We start from the raw sequence: 17,933 nt of genomic DNA on the forward strand, positions 1-17,933 counted from the left end.
CTCTCCTTATTCAGTGCAGCCGGGGTAAATGGTGCAGATGCGCCCATCCACCATTTTGAAGGTGCTGAAATCCGTGTAATTGCCATTGCAGTAAGCACGTTCATCTTCAAAACCTTTGCCCATGCAGCGCTTCCAGCCGTTGGGCACTTCGACCCAAGTGTCTCCCCAGCCAGGCCTTTCTTCCTCCGCCAACATGATCTTCATCTTCACGGTTTTACCCGGCAGTTGATCGAGGGTGTAGGCCGAGAACGGGCGACCACGCTCCGGTTCGCCCTGTGCACCGGCAGCTTTGCAATCGAGGATTTTTCTGAGGATGCGCGGCTTGCCTGAAGTGCGGAACAACCACTGGCATTGACCGTAAAAGGTACTTTCGCCCGTTTCGTTGAAAGCACTCTTGTACTGATCTTCGAGCTCATCGCGAATGACGACCATGGCGCTGTCCCCTCCAAAGTCCCCCCGGGCTTTGCCGTAGCTGGAATTGATTTCCAGCTTGATGCGTCTGATCACCAAGGGACAGCCGCTGACCGTTCTGTGCAGGGTGATTTCAGCACTCGATTTGTAATTTTCACGCCATTTCAGGTTGTATACGATTGCGGTGTTTCTCTCGCCCGGCACAGTGCAGGTTTCACCCTTGGCTGGCTCATATTTTACGATGGCCTTATAGGCAAAATCGGCAGGTAAATCGGCGGTGAAGGTGAATGTGTTTGGCGGCTCGGCGGCGCAGCCTGCCGTCAATACGAGGCAACAACCCAGACGTGCAGTGCGTAATGCACATTTCATATCCGGTCGTCCCTTTGCCAGAACTCCGTTTCCCGATGCACCCGTTCAAAGTGTTCAGTCGGGCTTTCATCGGGGCGCACTTGCCAGTGCGGCGCCAGCGTAAAAGCGGGTGCCTGCAAGCTCTGGATCAGTAGAAACTCCAATTGCGCCGGCTCCAACCAGCCCCATGCATCCGCCAGGGCCAGTCGGTCGCACAACCAGGTGTCGGGGTCATGCAGATCGGCGAGTTTGACGTAGGCCCTCAAATGCTCTGCCAACAAGTATCGATGGGCGTTGAGCCGGCGAATCTCCGTAGCCTGCGGATGCGGGATCGGTGTGCGTAACCAGAGTGGATCGTCAGGCACCGGGTAAGTGCCTGGGGCTGGGCTGAGGGCGGTTTTCCAGTCTGTACCGTTCCAGAAGCAGACACTGATTGCCGGCCCGAGGTACGCCGGATAAGCCTCGACAGGCAAATGCTCAAGCGCGCGAGCCAAGACTCGATTGTCGTGAAAGCGGTACAGCGCTTGTTGGGGACGCGTACCGATGATCAGCCGTTCATGCCAGTGACTCACCAGTTTGCGCAAGTCGCCTTTTGGCACGCTGGTCAGCCAGCCCCAGTTTCGCTGCGGGTGGTCGAGCAGTTCGTCAATGCGCCTGTCGCCGGGCTGATCCAGGGTGAAGATGAACGGACCAGCGTCAGCCAGGGCAGCGATGTTGGTTGCACTGTAGACGCCCAAATACTGTTCTAACTGGCAGGAGTTCAACAATAACTGCCGGGTATCACGCTCATTCTCTGAGTTCAGCACCAGACAAATTTCATGACCAAAGCGCCGCTGTTCGGTTATCCATCGATGGGGCAGTGAGTCGATCATGCGGCGGCTCCTTCCGTCAGGCATAGGCCTTCTCGGCAGGCTTCGCAGATTGGACAAAAATCCGCCCCCAGCACGTTGCTGGTCGCCATTAACGCACTCTGGGAGGGCGCGATTATTGGGGGCAGTTCTGGTGGCGCAGACAAGCCATCAATTGCTCCAGGCATTAATAGCGATGAGGCCGAGCCCGGCACGGGAGTACCTCCAATCTGGATTTCGCTGCTGCTGAAAATTCCACCGTGGCCCAGCACGATGTGTTCACTCCCGCCATTGATGCTGATGTTCGGAGCATCCAGAACAATGTGTGCGCCCGCCTTGATGTGAATGTACTGACCGGCTTCAACGACCAGCGTTTGATCCACTCGGGTGTGGCGGTTGGTGGCGTGCAGGTAGTCGTTGGCTTCAACGCGGATTGTGCGGTCATTGGTGGTGGTCCGGTGCTCTTTGGCTTCCAGCACCGAAAAGCTGTCACCCTTGATGGTTTCCCGACGTTCGTTGCCGATCTCCAGACGGCTATCGTTTTCAATCTTCTGCTCCATGTCCCGCTGGGCGCGCAGGTAAATCAACTCTCGGCCGGTACGGTCTTCCAGGTGCAGTTCGTTGAATCCCGTACTGTCTGGCGAACTGCGTGAGCGGAACACGCTGCGGGTTTTGTGCTTGGGCAGTTCATAGGGCACCGGGTTGACGCTGTTGGCGAAACACCCGCTGATCACCGGATGATCCGGGTCGCCTTCGAGAAAACTGACCAGCACTTCCATGCCCACTCGCGGGATGGTGCTACTGCCATGCGCATTGCCGGCCCAACCGGTGGCCACCCGCACCCAAAAACTGCTTTTGTCGTCGCGACACCCTTCGCGGTCCCAGAAAAACTGCACCTTTACCCGACCGTATTGGTCGCAGTAGATCTCCTCACCTTTGGGACCGGTGACCACGGCAGTTTGATTGCCGAACATTCTCGGTTTGTTGTGGGTCAGTGGCGGGCGGTAGAACACATCCCAGGGCGTGGCGACGAATTGGTTGCGGTAGCCTTGAAAGCTTTCCTCGCCATCGACGACGCTGCTCACCGCGCTCTCTTCGAGGACTTGAGGCATCCGGCCTTCATGATGTACCTCGGTCAGCAACCACAGCTGGTTCCATTCCTCATAAGGATGTTCGGTCAGTTGCAAAAAGTGCCCGGCGACCAGCGACGCCTGATCGCTTTTTCCCTGCGCTGTGTCGCTATCAGCTCGATGGCGTTCCAGCGCCCGTTGATTCAAAAGCTTGCCCCGTTCACCTTGGGTAAAGCGGCCTGGGTAATCGTAAATCTCCAGATCGGGCTGGGCATTGTTGAGGAGAGGTCTATAGCGGGACTCAAGCACCAGGCTGGCGTTCTCAAAGTTGTAGGCGCGGCGGGCGCTTCGGCTGGGGCGGGTGTGCTCCCACACATCAAAGTGATTGATCACCGGCGCTTGCGCGACCATACCGCTGGCCTGCTGGTAAGGCGTTGGGCCATCGGGCAGGGGAAACACGGTCTGGTCGTCACCAAATACCAGCACATGCTGATCGTGGCGATGTTGGAAGTGGTAATGCAGCCCTTCTTCCTCGCACAGACGCTGTATGAAAAACAGGTCGGACTCGTTGTACTGCGCGCAGAACTCACGCGGCGGATAGGTCGCGCCGAGGTGGAACAGGCAGGCGCCTTCAAGGATCCCGTGTTCCGCCAGTAGCCGCTGGATGATCTGCGGGACCGTCAGCTGTTGAAAAATCCGCTGGTTGGTGCGATGCGCCAGATAGGCCAGCTGTGGCACCAAGGTCATGCGGTAGCGGGTCAGGCGTTTGCCCGGGCTGCTTCGGACAAAATCGTACACCTGCCCGTGAATGCCAGCACCGCGGTCGTTGAAGGCCAGAAAGGCGCGTTTGTGCTGCAGGATTTTCGCGGTGAGGTCCCGTCTTTCGCTGACCAATTCGAGATCAAAGGCGTAAGGCTGGCTGATGAATTCCTTGCCGGTGAATGAGAGCACCTGAAGGTCGTACTTGAAATCGTCGATCGTCAGGCGGAAACGGGATTGGGGGTTAGCGTCGAACATCCATGACTCCTTGTCCTGTGACGTGGCACAGGCTTCGGGACGTTGATGCAACTGTGCGAAAGACCGTCCATGGCCAGATCACAACAAGACGTCCTGAAGCCGGGTTCAGTGCCACGCTAACAAGGGCGCAAACGAATTGATGTCAGACGCTTCCCAAAGTGCAGTTAATTACGCAAGTCGCGCTACTCGAGCGGATCGAGTTGATCCAGTGCCCGGTTCACCGCCAGTTCACCGAGCATGATGACTTGCGCGATACCCAGCAAAGAATTGCGACTCGGCCCCTCCATATGGTCCGCCAGGTCCATGGTCATGACATTAGCCGAGGCCAGCGACTCGCAGGCGTGGGCCAGCAGGGTTTCAGGCGTGAGTTCCGGGTTGACGATGAACATGCTGCACAGTGTGCGCGGGGTGGCGTTGATGTCGGCAGGTGAGGGCGGGTGGTCATTGGCGTCGAGGTTGACGGCTTCATCGTGCGATTGATTTGAATCGGGGTATTCTGCCGATGATGCCGGATCGGTTTCCGGCGGATTGGGTGTGACCTTGGACATAGATGGAACTCCTCGTAAGTTTGAAGGAGCCATCACCCTCGCTACCAAACGATGGGTGGTGGCCATACGAAGGTTGGTAGACCGGCCACAAGGCAAAACCGGCGCACCCGAGGGCGCCCTGCGCATGGCCACCATTAAAACAAGTGTCCTAAAGAGCACCTGCAAAAGGTGACGCTGTGCGCCTTGTATATGGACGGGCTACCAAACCCGATCGCTGTTTTTCAGCGACCAGGAAACGATAGAGCCCAGGCCCAAGGCGCACAAGCCGGCGGATTCTGGCGTAAGCGTAGGCAACGACGCAAGGTGCTGTAGCTTTCATGAAGTAACCTGGAGCGCCGTTAAACAATATCTGGGCACCCGTGTAGGAGCGAGCTTGCTCGCGATGAATTCGACGGCGGCGCATTTTCCAGAGAGTGCGCGTCATCGTTTACGTCCATCGCGATCAAGCTCGCTCCTACAGGGGCGGATGGGGGCGGTCCTTAGCGGACGATTTTGTCCACGTGAATTCCGAGTTTCTTCAGGCGATACCAGAAGCTGCGCTCGGAGATCCCGATCAACTGCGCCGCCGCTGCCTGCACGCCGTTGCTTTGTTGCAGGGCCGCCAGAATGTAAGCCTTCTCGACATCGGCCAAAGCCGCTTCTAGGTCTGGCGGCACGCTGCCTTCTGTGATCAGCGTGCCGCTGGCGACGGGATTTGAGGCGAACAGGTAAGCCGGCAGATCCTCCTCTTCAATCACCGCGCCCGACGCAACGATGGTCGCCCGTTCGACACAGTTCTGCAGTTCGCGAATGTTCCCCGGCCACGAATAATTCGCCATCGTCTGCAACGCCTCGGGGCTGAAGCCCGTAATACGTTTGCCCGCCATGGCGCCGAGGGTATGGGCGAAATGCCGAGCCAGCGGGGCAATGTCCTCGATGCGTTCGCGCAAGGCAGGCAGCGGAATGGGAAACACATTGAGACGGTAATAAAGGTCTTCGCGAAATTCCTTGTTGGCCACCGCGTCCAGCAGGTTCTTGTTGGTCGCTGCGATCACCCGTACATCGACCTTGCGCTCGCGCGGATCGCCCACCGGTTCGATCACTCGCTCCTGCAACGCTCGCAGGATTTTTGCCTGCAAGGCCAACGGCATTTCGCCGATTTCATCGAGAAACAGCGTGCCTTCGTCGGCCTGCATGAAGCGCCCGACCCGATCGGCAACGGCGCCGGTAAACGCGCCTTTGCGGTGGCCGAACATTTCGCTTTCCAGCAGCCCTTCGGGGATCGCCGCGCAGTTCACCGCGACAAAAGGTTTGTCGGCGCGATTGCCGTGATTGTGGATCGCCCGGGCGACCATTTCCTTGCCGGTGCCGCTTTCGCCGGTGAGCAGGATGGTCGCATTGCTTTCACGCACCGAGTCGATGGCGTGCAGCACCCGACGAAAGCTTGGGCTGTCGCCGATCAGGCTGTCGATCTGCCGGTGTTCGTCGAGCTCGGCGCGCATGCGCTGGTTGTCTTTGAGGATGTCGCGAAATTGCAGGGCCTTGCTGACGGTGATGTCCAGCTCGTCGATATCGAAGGGCTTGGCGATGTAGTCGAAGGCGCCGTTGCGCATCGATTGCACGGCGTTTTTCACCGTGCTGTAGGCGGTCATGACGATCACCGGCAACTGCGGAAAGCGCGATTTGATTTCCGCCAGCAGCTGCGGGCCGTCCATGCCGGGCATGCGCCAGTCGCTGATCACCAGGTCGATGTCTTCGGCCTCCAGCACCTTGAGCGCATGCACGCCATTGCCCGCGGTGAACACCGCAATGCCATTCTGACTTAACGCCGACGCCAGCAGGTCGCAGAGTTTGGGTTCATCGTCGACCACCAATACGTTATGTGTCATCTCTGCCCTCGTCGAAGTCTTCACCATTGGCCGGAATGTACAGGGTGAAGGTGGCCCCGGCATCTTTTTCACTGACGCATTCAATGCGTCCGTCATGACTCTCCATAATCGAGAACACCTTGGCCAGGCCCAGGCCGGTGCCTGAAGCCTTGGTGGTGACGAACGGTGTGAAGATCCGTTCGAGCATGTCCGGTTCGATGCCTTGCCCGGTGTCGGAAATGCTGATCACGGTGTAGTGCTGGTCACTGGTGATGCCAAGGGTCAGTCGGCCGCCATCGGGCATGGCATCGATGGCGTTGACGATCAGATTCAGCCCCGCCTGTTTGAGTTGCCGCGCATCGGCATAAAGGGTTGCAGCGGGGGCCTGGTCGTCGATGCGCACATCAATGTTATGGCTGACCAGTTCCGGGGCGCAGAAACCGACCAGTTCATCCACCAGGGGGCGCGCCAGTTGCGTCGAACGGATCGGTGCGCTGGGTTTGGCGAAGTCGAGAAAGTCAGTGATCAGGTCGTTGATCCGGCTGACTTCGCTGACCACGTACTCCAGATGCCGCTTGTCGGTTTCGGGCAAGTCGGCACGCCGGTGCAGCAATTGCGTGGCGGTCTTGATGATGCCCAGCGGGTTGCGGATTTCATGGGCCAGGCCCATCGCGACTTCGCCCAGCGCATGCAAGCGGTCGCGGCGGCGCAGTTGCGATTCCAGGTGCTGCAACTCGCCCAGGCGCTCGCTCATGTGGTTGAAGGTGCTGCTCAATTCTGCCAATTCGTCGCTGCCAGTGACTGGCAAGCGCTGGCGGTAATCCCCGGCGATCACCGCCTGAACGCCATTGGACAGCCCGCGCAACGGTTGGGTCAGGCGTTGTGAGACCAGCCAGCCGACCGTCAGGGACGCCGCCGAGCTGAGCAGGAAGATCAGGATGAACAGGTTGCTCTGATTCACCAGGCCCAACAGAGTGGAGTGGCGCAGCAGGCCGCTGAAGATCACGCCCTGAAGCTCGCCATTTTCGTTGAGGATCGGCCGGTAGATGCCGCTGTAACGATTGGTGAACTGTTCGGTCGGCTGTTTGGTGCTACGCAGGATCTGTTCGATATTCTCCGGGACGGCTGGCGGGTGATCTTCGAAACGCTGGCTGGAAAAGATCTCCTGGAAGTTATCGCCTTTGGCCAGGTACAGCCGCAGGTCGAGGGAATGCACGTCGGCCACGCTGGTGAGGAAGCTGCTGTCGAGGTAGGTGGCAACCACCAGTTTGTAGTCGACGCCGTCCTGCTCGTTCTCGAAAGTCGAGACCACCGTACCGGTCGCCACGCCGCCGACTTGCAGGGTCTGCAACACCGCTTTGGGTGCGATGCTGATCTGGCGGACGATGTCGTCGGCGGCGGTGCTGAACATCACTTTGTGATCGCTGTTGCGCACCAGTGCCACCACGTCGATGCCCATGGAGTCGGCGATGTCGGCGATCAGTTTGTCGTGTTCGACCGACAGCCGATCTGTGGCCGGGCGGGTGTAGCGCAGGAACAACTGGGCGACCCGGGCATTTTCGCGAAGGATTTCACTGATCTCGTCCTCGACAATCTTGGTCGATTCTTGCAGCCAGATCCGCACGTTGCTGTCGAAAATCTGCGAAAGCGTGGTCGCGGCCAGTTCGGCGGCGATCATCGTCGGGATCACGCTGACCAGCCAGAACGCCAGCACCAGTTTGCGTTGCAGGCTCCAGCTGGAGAGGGCGAAAGGTCGGGCGTTGGCGCGTGAGTCTTTGGTCATCATGCTTCGCTTATCGCAGCAGCCATGGCAGGGTCGGAACGGTCCGGTCGGATAAACAGTTTCGTCACGCGCAACAGGCTGTCCAGCACCCGGTTGCGATGGCGGAAAAACACGGTGTTGCCGATAAACGAGCAACCCAGCTGCAGCTTACGGGCATTACCCGCCTGACCGCACGCGTAGAGGCTGAGGCCGTGCTCAATACAGTAGTCGACATTGGCCAGCCAGCTGCGCACGAACAGGTTGTGCTCGCGGGTTTGGCTCCGGTCGTGGGCAAACAGCTTGTCTACCAGGCGTTGTTCGTCCCGCAGCACGAGGTTGAAGGCCACCAGTTCTTCACTCACCCAATACAGCACGCACGCGGCACGTTGATCAAGGTGTTCCAGCACCTGGCGGAAGTAGTCGGCGGGCAGACAGTGCAGGGCTAGGTCGCTGCGCACCCGCGTGGCTTCGTAGAGCTGCATCATGGTGGGCAACACATCGTCCACCGAACGTCGCCATTCGATTCGTGGACCCTGACCACGCAAGGTGCGACGCAAGTCTTTGCGGGTCGATTTGCCCAGTGTGCCGAGGTACGCGTCCACGGTGCCGAAGCGGATCGGCAGTTCTGCGCGAGGCAGGCCGGGCATGCTTTGCAGTTTGTTATCCTGGCAAACCTGCAGCCATTGCGGATCACGGTGGGAGGCATCTTTGACCGCCAACAGACCGATTCCGGCCTGGTTGGCGTCGGCGCGGGCCAAATCGAGTATTTGCTGAAGCAGCAACGGACGCCGCGCCCTATCGATCGAGTGAGACGTGCCGACATGGCATTGCTCGGCCATCGGTGATCCGAGGGCATAAAGGCGCACGTCCAGCAAACCTGGCCACCATCGACGCAACCGTTCGCAGATGCATTTGCTCAGCCCCTGAATCGTGGCACCCAGCGAATAGACGGTGGTGAACGCCACTGCCGCCGCGATCAATACATCGTCTTCATACAGCGCCAGATAGCGCCACTGAAAATCGGTAATGCCGGCCCGTTCAACGGCCCGATAGTAATCCCAGTCCTCCAGTTCGTCAGGGAAACAGTCATTCCAGGCACTGCGGTCGATGGCTTCGATCGTCGAAAAGGCGAGAGCAGTGATCACATCGTTTCCTTAGAATCTCTCACAATGACTGCCATTACCCGAGCCGAACGCAGGCTTCGCCAGCTGCTACAGGGGTCGTGGGTTTCGGCGACGTCAGGCCAGCTTCCGATTGTCCTGGCGCAGGGGGTGCGGGGCACAGGGCTGCTGTTTGAAGCGCTGCTGGATAAAATCCGCGCTCAGCTCCACGACACGGCGGTATTGCAGGTCGACGGTGATCATGTGATAGCAATTGTCGAGCAAGATTTTCACCACCGGCCCGCCGAGTTTGCGTTCCACATAGTCGGCGTTCCAGGGGCTGGTGATGTCGTCTTCACGTGAGTGCAGGACCAGTGCCTGGGTATTGATCTGCGGCATGCGTTTCTTCACTGCCGCCACCAACCGATGCAGCTCCCGAACACTGACCCCGGACATGGTCAGCAGCCCGGCGTTGCTGCTTTCGCCGGCCTTCATCTGTCGCTCGACGATTGCTCGCAAGCGTTCGTCCTTGATGCCGAACGGGGATTTTTCGTTGAAGCGGCACAGGTGCACGCCAAACGGAATCGACATCACCAGGCTGCTCAACTTCGCCACCCACGGCATGTTCCAGCCGTCATAACGCAGAGTTGTCGAATACAGCAACAGGCCTTCTATCTGTCCCGGATGTTCGGCGGCCAGGTACATCGACAGCACCGCGCCCATCGACAAACCGCCGACGAACACGTGCGGGTGCTTACGCCGGACACCGACGAAGGTATTGCGCGCGCTTTCGTACCAATCGCGCCAGCCGGTGGCTTGCAGGTCGGCGTTGTTGCCACAGTGGCCGGCCAGGGTCGGCACGTAGACCGTGCAACCCGCCTTGGCCAGGCCCATGGCGACCCGACGCAACTCGGTCGGGGTGCCGGTGAGGCCGTGGATCAACAACACCGCGACCTCCCCACTGCCGAGAACGAAACCGGCGCTGCCTTCGCCCATATCGATCTCTTCGGCATTCATCGTTTCATGGCTCGATCAAGCAGACGGTCGAGCAGGGCGATGCCCAAGTCGATTTCCGGGTAGCTGATTTCCAGCGACGGCGCCAGGGTGATGACGTTCTTGTAGTAACCGCCCACGTCGAGAATCAGGCCGAGGCGTTTGCCGTCGATTTCGATGTCGCCCTTCATGCCTTCTTCGACCATGAAGTCCAGGGTCGCCTTGTCCGGTGTGAAACCGTCCGGGCCGCAGATTTCGCAGCGCAGGGCCAGGCCCAGGCCGTCGACGTCGCCGATGATCGGGTAGCGTTTCTGCAAGTCTTTCAGGCCTTCGAGGAAGTACTTGCCCTTGTTCATGACCATCGCGCCGTAGTCGACTTCGCTGGTCATCTTGAACATTTCCAGACCCACCGCCGTGCCCAGCGGGTTGGACGCAAAGGTGGAGTGGGTCGAACCTGGCGGGAAGATTTTCGGGTTGATCAGCTCTTCTTTAGCCCAGATGCCGCCCAGCGGGTTGAGGCCGTTGGTCAGCGCTTTACCGAAGACGATCACGTCCGGCTTGACGTCGAAGTGTTCGATCGACCACAGCTTGCCGGTGCGCCAGAAGCCCATCTGGATTTCGTCGACCACCATCAAAATGCCGTGCTGATCCAGCACATGCTTGAGTTCGCTGTAGAAGTTCATCGGCGGGATCACGTAGCCGCCGGTGCCCTGAATCGGCTCGACGTAGAAGGCGGCGTATTCGCTCTGGCCGACTTTCGGGTCCCAGACGCCGTTGTATTCCGTCTCGAACAACCGGGCGAATTGCTGCACGCAATGGCTGCCGTACTCTTCCTTGGTCATGCCTTTCGGGCCACGGAAGTGGTAGGGGAACGGGATGAAGTTGGCACGCTCGCCGAAGTGGCCGTAGCGGCGGCGATAGCGGTAGCTGGAAGTAATCGACGAGGCGCCGAGGGTGCGCCCGTGATAGCCGCCCTCGAAGGCGAACATCAGGCTTTTACCATTGGTGGCGTTGCGCACGACTTTCAGCGAGTCCTCGATGGACTGCGAGCCGCCGACGTTGAAGTGCACACGGCCGTCGAGGCCAAACTTGTTCTTCGCATCGACCGCGATCATTTCCGAGAGCTCGATCTTGCCTTTGTGCAGGTACTGGCTGGCGATCTGCGGCAGGGTGTCGATCTGCTGTTTCAATGCATTGTTCAGGCGCGGGTTGGCGTAACCGAAGTTGACTGCCGAGTACCACATTTGCAGGTCGAGGTAGGCCTGGTCGCTGGTGTCCCAGACGTAGGAACCCTCGCAGCGGCTGAAGATACGCGGCGGTTCGATGTAGTGAACGGTGTCGCCATAGGAGCAATACTTGGCTTCTTTTTCCAGAAGAATCTGGTCTTCCGCGGTCGCGATTCGAATATCAGACATGATTGAAGAGTTCCTGTGTTTCTACATTAAATGAGGTGGCGTTGGCGGCGCGGGCGTTTGGTAGCAGGGCGAGCATGGCCGGGAGTTCGGCGAAGCTGTCGAAGCGCGCATAGGCGATGCCGTTGCGTTCGCAGTGCTCGGCCAGGCGATCCTTGGCGAACACGAAATCGGCGGTGGAAGCCACGCACATGTCGGACTGGCCATCGCCAATCACCAGCACCCGTTTGTTCTTGGGCGTGGACTTGCATTTGCAGTTGCCGGATGCGGCGCGGCAGGCGTCGCTGGAATACGGAAAGTCGATGCGCCAGCTCTCGTGGCCGAGTTGGCGCAAGCGGTTGGCGAGGATCGGCAGCAGGCTCACGTAGTTGCGCGCCAGGATTCGTGCGATGCCTTGCTCGATGCCGTCGCTGACCACTTCCAATGAAGCGCCGAGGCTAATAACGTGGTCGACGAAGTCGGGGAAGTCGGGGTCGATCTCGATGTTGTCGAAGAAAGCGAGCAGCTCGGCCGGCGTGGCTTTGACCAGTGCGAGCTGGCGGCTGAGGCATTCACGGGAACCGATGTCGCCTGCCAGCCATTCGTTTTCGATCGCTTCCCAGCTCGGGTCGGCGAACTGTTGGAGGATGCTGTCGATCACGTCGGTGCGGGTGATGGTCCCGTCGAAATCACACACGATATGCCAGTCAATCATCTGTTGTACCTATTTGGCCGGACGCGCTGTTTGCGCTTGCGAAACGGGTACAGCAGGGACTGTGCCAATCGTGTCAGGCCCAGCGGAACCGGGAGTTAGGCAGGGTTTGATGTCGGCGAAGCTACAATTTTTGTAGCTCGCTACAAACAACATGAGTGCTTGCGCAGGGCGCCTGAACAGAGGATTGATGCGCGCATGTCCAGATCAAGGAACCGACTTATGTCGAGGATTACCGTTGCTTTACTCGCCGCGTTGACGTGCGCTTCGACCAACGTTTTTGCGGGCAGCATTACGGGTGAGGCTGGCGCCGGTATCAGCTATCAACCACACGATCCGACCGGCAGCCGTTATGAAACCCGGCCAGTGCCGTACCTCGACCTGGACTGGGGCGATGTCAGCCTCAGCACTGACGACGGCTTGACCTGGAGTGCGTTCAAGACCAACGGTTTCAGCGCGGGCCCGTTTGTGAATTACCTGCCTGGGCGGACTTCCAATGGCGAACTGCAGGGTTTGCGGGATGTGCCGGACATGGGCGTGGTGGGCGGGTTTGTGCAGTACGCTCCGGCTGATTTCTGGCGGGTGTTTGCCCAGGTTGGCCAGGCTGTGGGCGGTGGTGGCGGGCAGGGCGGAGTGCTGGGACGGGTGGGCGCGGAGGTGGGTTATCCACTGGGTGGCGGGGTGATTGGCAGCAGCAATCTGACCGCGCACTTCGCCGATGCCCGGCAGAATCAGACGTTCTTCGGCGTCAGTGCCCAAGAGTCTCAAGCTTCCGGGATTCGCCCGTACAACGCGGGAGGCGGTTTGCAGAACGTGGCGCTGACCCAGAGCTTCGAGTTTTCGTTGGCGCCGCATTGGTCGCTGGTGACCAGTGCGAGCTGGATTCACCTGACGGGCGCGGCGGCAGACAGCAGTATTGTCAAAGCCGTTGGGCAGACCAATCAGGCTGAAGTGCAGGCGGCGATCGCCTACAAATTCGACTAGATAAGTTCATTGGCCGGGCTGACGCCTTCGCGAGCAAGCTCGCTCCCACTTTCGATCACATTTCTACTGGAGGAACGGGGTCAACTGTGGGAGCGAGCTTGCTCGCGAAGGCGTCCTTGAGCTCAGCAGAGATTTAACTTTCTTCACCCTCCGCTAGCAACGCAATCCCACCCATGATCACCGCCACACCCACCCAGTGAAGCACGCTGATCTGCTCCCCGAGCCCCAACCAGGACCCGAGCAAAACCCCGACAAACACCAGTGAGCTCAGCGGAAACGCCAGAGACAAACTGCTGCGCCGCAGGATCAGCATCCACACAAAAAACGCGCCGATGTAGCAAGCAATCGCCAGCCACACACCCGGATTTCCCGCCACGGACGACAGCCACTGCAGGTTGAAATTCATCTGCCCCAATTGATCGCCACCGACTTTGCTGGCGATCTGACCGGCACTTTCGAAACCGATCAACAGCGCCCACAGCACGACAGTGCCAAGGCGTTCATGCAGCCAGTGCGTGTTACTTCTGAGCATCGATCGAGCCTCATGCATAGGGCACACACACGAGCATGACGCCCGCCGTAATCACTAACGTACCGAGCCAGCGCCGACGACTGACGTTCTCGCCGAGGACCAGTTTTCCGGCTAGCACCACGCCGCAATATGCCAGTGCCGCCGCCGGAAACAGCAGGCTCAGCGGCGCCCGGGACAGGGCTTCGAGCCAGACGAAAAATTCGATGGCGTAGGCGCCGATTCCGCACCACAGCAGCGGGGCATTGAATACCTGGCCCCAAAACGCGTTCAGCCGAAACCCGCCTTCGAGTTCCGGCAAGCGGTCCAGGCCGAGCTTGAAACAGAGCTGGCCGATGACGTCCAGCACAATCGAAAACGCCACCAGCACAATCACGGTGAAGGTCATGGAATCAATCCCTCGAACCATTCGCTGAGGGCCTGGGTCGTCAGGCTGTGATCGAAATCTAAAATGTTCAAGGTCAGGATTCACCCTTGGCAGACCCTCCCAGATACCGGCTTCATCCATCATGAAGGCCAGCCGAGAGGACTTTTTGGGGTAAATGCAAGGGACGGGCCAGCGCCCCGTAGGAGCGAGGCTTGCCCGCGAATGGCCCTCCACGAAATATCTGACACACCGAGTGATCGTTCTTCGCGGGCAAGCCTCGCTCCTGCGGGAGAAGACTCAGGCGTGGAAGCGAACCCAAACGGTGACCAGCAGCGTCGCCGCCATCAACCACGCCACCGCCGCCACCGCCAGGGACGCTTCCAGGCGCATCCGGTCGACCATGACATACAAGGTCGCCAGATAGATGAAGTACGGAATGATCGACCACATCCCAAACACGATGGTGGTCTTCAAGTCCTCTAGCGAGCGCCCTTTGCCGACGATGTAATGAGCAATCAGCGCAAAGGTCGGGAACAGTGGCACCAGCCCGGCGATGTAATAGTTTTTAGTCTTGGCCAAGGCGGCGAGGATCAGTACCACGGTCGCGCCCAGCGTCGCTTTGATAATCAGGTCCATCAGTGGCTCAATCCGTACTTCTTCACTTTGTCGAACAGCGTGGTCTTGGCCATGCCCAGTTCGAGGCTGGCCTGGGTCAGGTTGCCGCCACTGCGTTGCAAGGCATCACTGAGCAAGTTGCGTTCGAAGGCTTCAACCGCTTCGGCGAAGGCCAGGCCCTGGTTGCTGCCACTGGCACCGGATTTTTTGAAGGCGGGCAGACCGAGGGCAAAACGCTCGGCCACGTTGCGCAGCTCACGCACGTTACCCGGCCAGTCGTGGCTCATCAGGTTCGACAGGGTCTGGTTGTCCAGTTCCGGCACCGCGCGGTCAAAGCGCAGGGAAGATTGCTGCAGGAAGTGTTCGAACAGTTGCAGGATGTCTTCACGTCGTTCGCGCAGGGGGGGCAGTTCCAGGGTCACCACGTTGAGGCGGTAATACAGGTCGCTGCGAAATTGCCCCGCCTTGCTTGACTCGGCCAGATCGGACTTCGTTGCTGCGATCACTCGGCAATCCACGGCCACGCTCTGGTTCGAACCGAGTCGTTCGAGGGTGCGTTCCTGCAACACCCGCAGCAGTTTGATTTGCAAGGGCAGCGGCATGCTTTCCACTTCGTCGAGGAACAGTGTGCCGCCGTCGGCGTGTTCAATCTTGCCGATCCGCCGTTTGCCGGCGCCGGTGAAGGCGTTGGCTTCATGGCCGAAGATTTCGCTTTCGAACAGGTTCTCCGGCAGCCCCCCGCAGTTCAGGGCCACGAATTGTTTGGTGTGCCGGCGACTGAAGTCGTGCAGGCAGCGCGCAACCAGTTCTTTACCGGTGCCGGTTTCGCCTTCGATCAGCACGTTGGCCGAGGTGTCGGCCACGTTGGCGATCAGTTCCCGCAGGTTCTGCATGGCCGGCGAGCGGCCGATGATCCGGCCTTCAAGAGAGTCCCGTTCCGCCAGTTGTCGGCGCAAGGACGAGACTTCCCGAGCCAGGCTGCGCTGCTCCAGCGCGCGGCGCGCCACGTCCACCAGCCGTTCTGGGGAGAACGGTTTTTCCATGAAGTCGTAGGCGCCTTTTTGCATCGCGCCGACGGCCATGGAGATGTCGCCGTGGCCGGTAATCAGCACCACCGGCAGGCTGCGGTCGCGGGCCTTGAGCCGGGTCAGCAGTTCCAGCCCGTCGATGCCGGGCAGGCGAATGTCGCTGATCACGATCCCCGCGAAGTTGTCATCCACGCGCTCCAGCGCTTCTTCGGCGCTGCCGACACCTATGCAGGGAATGTCTTCCAGGGTCAGCGCCTGTTGGCACCCGAGCAGCACATGGGGATCGTCTTCGACAATCAGCACACTAAGGTCGTTGTTCATATTGGCTCGGCGGGAGTGGGGCTTACCAACGGTAAACTGAGGACGAAGGTGGTACCACCGCTGACGGGGTGTTCGACACCCAAATGTCCGCCAGTGGCAGCCGCCAGACTGGCCGACAGGGTCAGGCCGAGGCCCAGGCCCTGCTCGCCGGGTTTGGTGGTAAAGAACGGTTCGAACAAATGTTTGCGCGCGTCGGCGTCTATGCCGTGGCCGTTGTCGCGCACGCGCAGGCGATACTTGCCGTCGAACGCTTCACCTTCGAGCCACAACTCCGGCAGCGGTTGCGCCTGCATGGCGTCGAGGGCGTTACCGATCAAATTGACCAGGATCTGCTCCAGACGGGTCTGATCGATCTGCACCTGCACATCCGCGAAGTCACGATGCAGTTGCAGATGAACACTTTCCACGCGACCGCCGAGCAGTTGTAACGCGGCATCCACCGCTTTACCGAGGCCGGCCTGACCTTTGTCATCGCCGCGACGGGCGAACGATCGCAGGCTGGCGGTGATCCGGCCCATGCGGTCGATCAATTCGTTGATGGTCTTGAGGTTGGTGGTGGCCACGTCCAATTGACCGCGCTCCAGAAAACGAATGGTATTGCCGGACAAGGTCCGCAAGGCGGCCAACGGCTGGTTCAGCTCGTGGGCGATGCTGGTGGACATCTGGCCGATAGCCGCGAGTTTACCGGCCTGCACCAGTTCATCCTGGGCCCGGCGCAACGTTTCTTCGGCCTGACGACGTTCTCGGATCTGGCCCTTGAGCCGTTCATTGCTGGCGCGCAGGTCGGTGGTGCGTTCGGTAATCCGACGCTCCAATTGATTGTTGGCCGCCTGCAAGGCTTCCCGGGCGGCGAGGCGGGTGGCGATGACCTTGCGTCGCTCGTTCCAGGCGATCAACAGGAACGCCAACAGGGCAAATGCCACCGCCACCAGAATCCCCTGATTGATCGCTTCGCGCCGCAAATCCTGCAAGGGCGTGAGCAGGGTGAAATTCCACGGCGTGTCACTCAGCGGGCGAGTTTGCGAGAGGTAGCTGATGTCCTCGTCATCGGACTCGACTTCGCTGTTGGCCGGAAACGTGAGTTTTTCTTCGCCTTCGGCCAGTTTTTCCCGGGCCAGCGGTTGCAGTTCGTTCAGTGGGAACCAGTAGTACTGAAGGCTGCGGGCGAGTTTTTCCTTGGTCTCGTCGCTCAACGGCACTACTGATTTAAGTCGTCGCGCCGGGTCGCTGGAGAGAATGATGATGCCGTTCTCGTCGCTGACAAAGGCTTCCAGGCGCGCCCGCTGCCAGCGTTCCTCCATGGCTTCGAGGCGGACTTTGACCACGGCAACGCCAATGATCTTGCCGTGTTCTTCCAGGCCATGGGCCAGGTAGTAACCCGGTTCGCCATTGGTGCTGCCAATACCGTAGAAGCGCCCTGGCTGACCGCGCACGGCGCTCTGGAAATACGCGCGAAAGGACAGGTCTTCACCCAGATAGCTGTCGACATCGCGCCAGTTACTGGTGGCCATGACGCGACCGGTGGTGTCCATCACATAGATGGCCCGACTGCGGCTGCGCCGGTTCAGGCCTTCAAGGTAATCATTGACCGTTTGCCGGTGTTCCGGCGTCGGGTCGGCCAACAGCGTCGGAACGCTGGATTCGAGTTCCAGCAGGCTGGGCAGGTAGGTGTACTTGCTGATCTCGCTCTCGACGGCGCGGGCATGGAGTTCCAGCTGACGCTTGCCATTTTCGCTGAGGCTGCTAATCCCGTAATGCTCACTGACCCAGAAGCCGATGTAACCCAGTCCGATCATCAGGGCGATGATCAGCGGTGGCAGGAACAAATGGCGAATCAGACGGGGTTTCACGGCGAGTGATGGCGGCGCGGCGCGATAGAGAGTGGGGTCGCATTTCATCACAGATGCCTTGGGTCAACCACAACACTTGCTTGTGAGTCGCCGCCGGCCCTTGTGGGAGCGAGCCTGCTCGCGAAAGCGGTGGGTCAGTCAATGTCGATGTTGACTGTTAATCCGTCTTCGCGAGCAGGCTCGCTCCTACAG

Annotated in this window: 16 protein-coding genes; 1 reads left to right on the plus strand and 15 read right to left on the minus strand. The window is 59.6% G+C overall.

What is annotated here, in order from left to right; genetic code table 11:
- Positions 1-6: 6 nt before the first annotated feature.
- The 10 genes from ACM6IR_RS24600 to ACM6IR_RS24645 all read right to left on the minus strand — a co-directional run bounded on the left by ACM6IR_RS24600 (position 7) and on the right by ACM6IR_RS24645 (position 12,050).
- A complete protein-coding gene (locus ACM6IR_RS24600) occupies positions 7-780 on the minus strand; it encodes a hypothetical protein (RefSeq protein WP_414910084.1) in 774 nt (257 codons plus the stop codon).
- Positions 777-1,631, minus strand: coding sequence for a DUF4123 domain-containing protein (locus ACM6IR_RS24605; protein ID WP_414910085.1), 855 nt, complete (start codon positions 1,629-1,631; stop codon positions 777-779). The genes ACM6IR_RS24600 and ACM6IR_RS24605 overlap by 4 nt, the downstream gene beginning before the upstream one ends.
- Positions 1,628-3,694: a type VI secretion system tip protein VgrG gene (locus tag ACM6IR_RS24610; protein ID WP_414910086.1), complete on the minus strand. Its 2,067-nt coding sequence runs from the start codon at positions 3,692-3,694 to the stop codon at positions 1,628-1,630. Before ACM6IR_RS24610 ends, ACM6IR_RS24605 begins: the two co-directional genes overlap by 4 nt.
- A 182-nt stretch (positions 3,695-3,876) precedes the next feature.
- Positions 3,877-4,242: a DUF6124 family protein gene (locus ACM6IR_RS24615; protein ID WP_414910087.1), complete on the minus strand. Its 366-nt coding sequence runs from the start codon at positions 4,240-4,242 to the stop codon at positions 3,877-3,879.
- Positions 4,243-4,721: 479 nt separating this feature from the next.
- A complete protein-coding gene (locus ACM6IR_RS24620) occupies positions 4,722-6,110 on the minus strand; it encodes a sigma-54-dependent transcriptional regulator (RefSeq protein WP_414910088.1) in 1,389 nt (462 codons plus the stop codon).
- Positions 6,100-7,872: an ATP-binding protein gene (locus ACM6IR_RS24625; RefSeq protein WP_414910173.1), complete on the minus strand. Its 1,773-nt coding sequence runs from the start codon at positions 7,870-7,872 to the stop codon at positions 6,100-6,102. The genes ACM6IR_RS24620 and ACM6IR_RS24625 overlap by 11 nt, the downstream gene beginning before the upstream one ends.
- A complete protein-coding gene (locus tag ACM6IR_RS24630; protein WP_414910089.1) occupies positions 7,872-8,996 on the minus strand; it encodes a GNAT family N-acetyltransferase in 1,125 nt (374 codons plus the stop codon). Before ACM6IR_RS24630 ends, ACM6IR_RS24625 begins: the two co-directional genes overlap by 1 nt.
- A gap of 93 nt (positions 8,997-9,089) precedes the next feature.
- On the minus strand, positions 9,090-9,968 hold the full coding sequence (locus tag ACM6IR_RS24635; protein WP_414910090.1) for an alpha/beta hydrolase: 879 nt from the start codon (positions 9,966-9,968) through the stop codon (positions 9,090-9,092).
- Complete coding sequence (locus tag ACM6IR_RS24640; RefSeq protein WP_414910091.1) at positions 9,965-11,359, minus strand: aspartate aminotransferase family protein; 1,395 nt, start codon at positions 11,357-11,359, stop codon at positions 9,965-9,967. Before ACM6IR_RS24640 ends, ACM6IR_RS24635 begins: the two co-directional genes overlap by 4 nt.
- Positions 11,352-12,050: an HAD-IB family phosphatase gene (locus ACM6IR_RS24645; protein WP_414910092.1), complete on the minus strand. Its 699-nt coding sequence runs from the start codon at positions 12,048-12,050 to the stop codon at positions 11,352-11,354. Before ACM6IR_RS24645 ends, ACM6IR_RS24640 begins: the two co-directional genes overlap by 8 nt.
- A gap of 219 nt (positions 12,051-12,269) precedes the next feature.
- Here ACM6IR_RS24645 and ACM6IR_RS24650 point away from each other — a divergent pair, with 219 nt between their 5' ends.
- Entirely contained in the window at positions 12,270-13,031 is a 762-nt protein-coding gene (locus tag ACM6IR_RS24650; RefSeq protein ID WP_414910093.1) for a MipA/OmpV family protein, read from the plus strand.
- A gap of 133 nt (positions 13,032-13,164) precedes the next feature.
- On the opposite strand, the gene ACM6IR_RS24655 is transcribed toward ACM6IR_RS24650, so the two are convergent.
- The 5 genes from ACM6IR_RS24655 to ACM6IR_RS24675 all read right to left on the minus strand — a co-directional run bounded on the left by ACM6IR_RS24655 (position 13,165) and on the right by ACM6IR_RS24675 (position 17,789).
- The gene (locus ACM6IR_RS24655; RefSeq protein ID WP_414910094.1) at positions 13,165-13,563 is read right to left on the minus strand and encodes a transporter; all 399 of its coding nucleotides are present in this window, start codon (positions 13,561-13,563) and stop codon (positions 13,165-13,167) included.
- 10 nt (positions 13,564-13,573) lie between these two features.
- The gene (locus ACM6IR_RS24660) at positions 13,574-13,948 is read right to left on the minus strand and encodes an EamA family transporter (protein ID WP_414910095.1); all 375 of its coding nucleotides are present in this window, start codon (positions 13,946-13,948) and stop codon (positions 13,574-13,576) included.
- Positions 13,949-14,224: 276 nt separating this feature from the next.
- Complete coding sequence (locus tag ACM6IR_RS24665; RefSeq protein ID WP_414910174.1) at positions 14,225-14,554, minus strand: GlpM family protein; 330 nt, start codon at positions 14,552-14,554, stop codon at positions 14,225-14,227.
- An 8-nt stretch (positions 14,555-14,562) separates the two neighbouring features.
- Positions 14,563-15,891 (minus strand): sigma-54-dependent transcriptional regulator, encoded by a 1,329-nt coding sequence (locus ACM6IR_RS24670; RefSeq protein ID WP_414910096.1) that lies wholly within the window; start codon positions 15,889-15,891, stop codon positions 14,563-14,565.
- A complete protein-coding gene (locus ACM6IR_RS24675; protein WP_414910097.1) occupies positions 15,888-17,789 on the minus strand; it encodes a sensor histidine kinase in 1,902 nt (633 codons plus the stop codon). Before ACM6IR_RS24675 ends, ACM6IR_RS24670 begins: the two co-directional genes overlap by 4 nt.
- Positions 17,790-17,933 lie beyond the last annotated feature (144 nt).

The organism is Pseudomonas sp. IT-P253, from assembly GCF_949768125.1.
In the GTDB taxonomy this organism is placed as follows: domain Bacteria; phylum Pseudomonadota; class Gammaproteobacteria; order Pseudomonadales; family Pseudomonadaceae; genus Aquipseudomonas.